Origin of the sequence: Microbacterium sp. (genome assembly GCF_035277845.1) — a bacterium.
Taxonomy (GTDB): Bacteria; Actinomycetota; Actinomycetes; order Actinomycetales; family Microbacteriaceae; genus Microbacterium.
In genome coordinates this window covers 1-3,707 of sequence record NZ_DATEJS010000212.1, presented here as the reverse complement: position 1 = coordinate 3,707, position 3,707 = coordinate 1, and the positions used below count along the sequence as shown (strand labels likewise).

4 protein-coding genes are annotated in these 3,707 nt (G+C 72.0%); 3 read left to right on the top strand and 1 reads right to left on the bottom strand.

Annotation, left to right across the window (positions count from 1 at the left end; translation table 11 throughout):
* Positions 1-9 precede the first annotated feature (9 nt).
* Positions 10-993 carry a LacI family DNA-binding transcriptional regulator gene (locus VJR25_RS09030; protein ID WP_324114642.1) on the bottom strand — a complete coding sequence of 328 codons (984 nt, stop codon included), beginning with the start codon at positions 991-993 and terminating at the stop codon, positions 10-12.
* A gap of 134 nt (positions 994-1,127) precedes the next feature.
* Here VJR25_RS09030 and VJR25_RS09025 point away from each other — a divergent pair, with 134 nt between their 5' ends.
* From VJR25_RS09025 to VJR25_RS09015, 3 genes are all read left to right on the top strand, one after another.
* Positions 1,128-1,373, top strand: coding sequence for a hypothetical protein (locus VJR25_RS09025; protein WP_324114641.1), 246 nt, complete (start codon positions 1,128-1,130; stop codon positions 1,371-1,373).
* Positions 1,370-2,887, top strand: coding sequence for a sodium:solute symporter family protein (locus VJR25_RS09020; RefSeq protein WP_324114640.1), 1,518 nt, complete (start codon positions 1,370-1,372; stop codon positions 2,885-2,887). The genes VJR25_RS09025 and VJR25_RS09020 overlap by 4 nt, the downstream gene beginning before the upstream one ends.
* A 16-nt stretch (positions 2,888-2,903) precedes the next feature.
* Positions 2,904-3,707, top strand: an 804-nt coding sequence (locus tag VJR25_RS09015) for an amidohydrolase family protein (protein WP_324114639.1), incomplete at its 3' end; no start/stop codon positions are given.

Here is a 3,707-nt window from a genome sequence, read left to right as displayed (position 1 = left end):
GATCCCGGATCAGACCCCGGCGCGGACGCGGGCACCGTCGAACCAGTGGTGCCTGTGCGCGTCGGGGTCGCCGGCGATGATCGCGGTCAGGAGCTCGGCGGCGCGCCGTCCGTACGCCGTCGGGGCCAGATCGATGACCGTCAGCCGCGGATCGAGCAGCTCGTCGGGCGCCGCCGCGAACGAGGCGAGGTCGATGTCCTGGCCGATCCGGATGCCGGATGCCTCGAGGATGATCCGGCTGGCGTGCGCGGTGCCCTGCCCCGCGCACACGATGGCATCCGTCCGGTCGCCCGCGACGATGCCTGCGAGTCGCTCATCGCTCGCCCAGCGCGCCGGGTCCGCGCTCACGTCGAGCACTTCGCCCGCGGACCCCGTCTCCGCGCACCAGGCGTGGAAGGTCCGCTCGGTGCTCTCCGTCCATGCGGAGCCGAGTTCGCGGCGAAGCGACAGCAGCACGAACCGGCGCCGGCCGCGGGCGCGCAGCAGATCGAGCGCCTCCCGCTGCAGTGCGTCGTGGCGCGCATCGAGCGTCGCGGCGACATCCGCCTCGCCGACGCCGTGGTACGCCCCGACCGAGAGGATCGGGATGCCGGCGCGCGCCAGCGCGACGACGATGGCGGCATCCGGCTCCGGGTCGACGACCATCGCACCGTCGACTGCGAAGCTGCGCGCCGGATCGATCTCGCTCGTGAACAGGGTCAGGTCGGCCTGGGCTGCATCCGCCCCGTCGGCGGCGCCCAGCGCGAACTCCGTGTAGAACGGCAGCCGGCGCGCGACGGTGGGCAGGTGGATGCCGTAGCTGCCGACGCGACCCGACCGCAGGCTGCGGGCGGCGCGGTTGGTGACGTAGCCGAGCTTCGCGGCCGCCGCGTGCACCCGGGCGCTCGTCGCGGGGGAGAACCGGCCGGTGCCGCTGAGCACGTTCGCGACGGTGGACTTCGACAGTCCGACCGCTTCGGCGATGTCGATGATGGTCGCCCGGGGCGTGCTCATCCCTCCAGTGTAGGAGCGGCCCGGCGGCGCACCCGTTGACGACGCCACCGGGATGGTGGTACAACTGGTGATCATGCTGGAACGTTCCAGCATCCCTCACCATCACCCGACCACCGCCGCTCGGAAGGAATCCGATGTCCCACCCCGCTCTCGCGCCCACCACGCGCGGCCGAGCCCGAGTCGTCATCCTCGTCGTCGACTTCGTGCTCGTGCTCTTCCCGCCCCTGCAGTGGGCGATCGCCCCGGGGCCCGCCAGTCTCTGGTACTACCTCGGCGCCAACGCCCTCGTCGTCGTCTCGCTCTTCGCCCTCTGGGGGCTGCGCGACCGCACCGACGCCGACGCCGACCTCGGCGCTCCGATCGAGGAGGTGCGGCGATGAACGCCGGCATGATCATCGGCTACGGCGGCGTGGTGCTGTTCACCGTGCTCGTCATCGTCATCATGAGCCGCGGCAAGCGCGGTGCCGACACCCTCAGCGAGTACGCCGCCGCCGGGCGGTCGTTCAGCTCGTGGTTCGGCACGATGTCGTTCCTGAACACCTGGCTCGCCGGCAGCGTCTTCGTCGCCTTCGCCTCGTTCACGATCACGGTCGGCGTCGCCGGCTTCTACTCGCTGTCGTACTCGCTGCTGGCCGTCGTGCTCATGTTCTTCCTCGCGAAGCCCGTCAACGCGTGGGGACGCGCGCACGACCTGCGCACCCAGGCCGACCTGCTGGGCCTGCGGTACGGCTCGCGCGCGGTGCGGGTCACCGCCGCGGTCATCGGCGTGATCGCCTCGATCCCGTGGGTGGTGCTCGGCATGCAGTCCCTCGGCGTGGTCTTCACCGCGCTGTCGTTCGGCGCCGTCACCCCGATCGCGGCGACGATCATCGGCGTCGTGTTCATCGCGATCCGCCAGATCTGGACCACCCGGCTCGGCACCCGCGGACTCATCGTCAGCGACATGGTGCAGGGCCTGTTCGCCTACGGCGTCGGCTTCCTCATCATCGTCGGACTGCTCACCTGGCTGCTCACGAACGGCCATGGCCTCGACCGGATCGCACCCGGCCTGCTGACGATCCCCGGACCGGACAGCCCCTTCGGTCCGCTCTACCTGTTCTCACTCACCGCCACCGGGGTGCTCGGCGCGTGGTCGTGGCCGGACGTCTTCGTGCGCCTGTTCAGTGTCCGCAGCCCGCAGGCCGTGCAGCGCTCGGCCGTGCAGGCCGCACCCATCCTGCTGCTGTTCTCCGGCGGACTCGTCGTCGTCGAGCTGCTCGCCACGAGCCTTCCGGGGGTCTCGTCGGCACCCGACTTCGTGTGGTTCACGCTGGCCGGCCTCGGCGGCGTCGGCCTCGTCACCGCGGCCGGCATCTGCGTCGTCGCCGCGACCATGGGAAACGTCGGCGCCAACCTGCAGGCGCTCGGCACGCAGATCGCCAACGACGTCGTGGGCGGCGGCCGGCCCGACTCGCCCACGCAGTCCGCGCGCGGCGCGAAGATCGCCGTGGCGGCGGTGACGATCGTCTCGGCGATCGTCGCCCTGTCCACCGCGAACCTCGTGTCGGGCATCTTCCTGCTCGCGATCATCTCGTACCAGGCCATCTGCCAGATCGCGCCCGCACTGCTGCTCGGCATCTTCTGGCGGCGGGGCACCGCGACGGCGGCCACCAGCGGCATGATCGTCGGCATCGTCGTGGCCGGCATCCTGCAGGTCGTGTACCCGAACTCGATCCCGTGGCTCGGCGGTCTCACGTCCGGCGTCGCCGGTCTCGTCGTGAACACGGCCGTGTACGTGGTCGTGAGCCTCGCCAAGCCCGCGCCGGATGCCGAGCGTCGCCGCGTCGACGCCCTCTTCGCCGGCCTCCGGCAGCTGCCGGACGTCACGGTCGCCACGCGCGTCGGCGTGCGCTGACCCGGGAAGGACCCCTATGGCCACCGCAGACACGCTCATCCGTGCGGCATCCATCCACACGCTCGATCCCGCGACGACAGGCGCCGACACCATCGCGGTGCGCGGCGGGCGCATCCTGGCCGTCGGGCGACGTGCAGACCTCGACGCCCTGCGCACAGCGGACACGCAGGTGGTCGACTACGGGGACGCCGTCGTCACCCCGGGGCTGAACGACAGCCACACCCACGTGGTGTTCGGCCTCGAGATGACCCGGGGGAGCGACCTCACCGACCTGCCCATGGCGGCGGTGCGGGAGCGGGTGCACGCCGCGGCCCGCACCGCCGCGCCCGGCTCGTGGGTGCTCGGCTGGGGCCTCGACCCGAACATCTTCACCGGCATCGGGTTCGGCGGGCGCGTGTTCGACGAGGTCACGGGGTCCGCTCCGATGTTCCTGCGCATGCGCGACGGCCACAGCGCGGCCGTGAACAGCGCGGCGCTGGATGCCGCGGGGATCACCGGGCGCGAGGTGTTCGCCGACGAGTCGCGCGTGGACGTGGATGCCTCGGGAGCTCCGACCGGCTACCTCGTGGAGCTCGCTGCGATCGACCTCATCGTACGGGCGCTGCCGGCGGAGTCCTCGGCACAGCGCCGGGAGCGGTTCCGCGAGGTGCTGCTGGGCATGGCCGCGACCGGCATCGCCTCGACGCACGTGATGGACTTCGCCGACGACTCCCGGGCGCTCGTCGAGGCCCTCGAGAGTGACGGCGACCTGCCGGTGCGGCTGCGCTTCTCGCCCATGGTGCTCGGCGGCGCGTCGGCGGCGGACCTCGCCGCGGTCGCC

Excerpts from the sequence above, each read along its gene's own strand:
- VJR25_RS09025 (WP_324114641.1), top strand. The coding sequence starts at position 1,128 with ATGTCCCACCCCGCTCTCGCGCCCACCACGCGCGGCCGAGCCCGAGTC.
- VJR25_RS09030 (WP_324114642.1), bottom strand. The coding sequence starts at position 993 with ATGAGCACGCCCCGGGCGACCATCATCGACATCGCCGAAGCGGTCGGA.
- VJR25_RS09020 (WP_324114640.1), top strand. The coding sequence starts at position 1,370 with ATGAACGCCGGCATGATCATCGGCTACGGCGGCGTGGTGCTGTTCACC.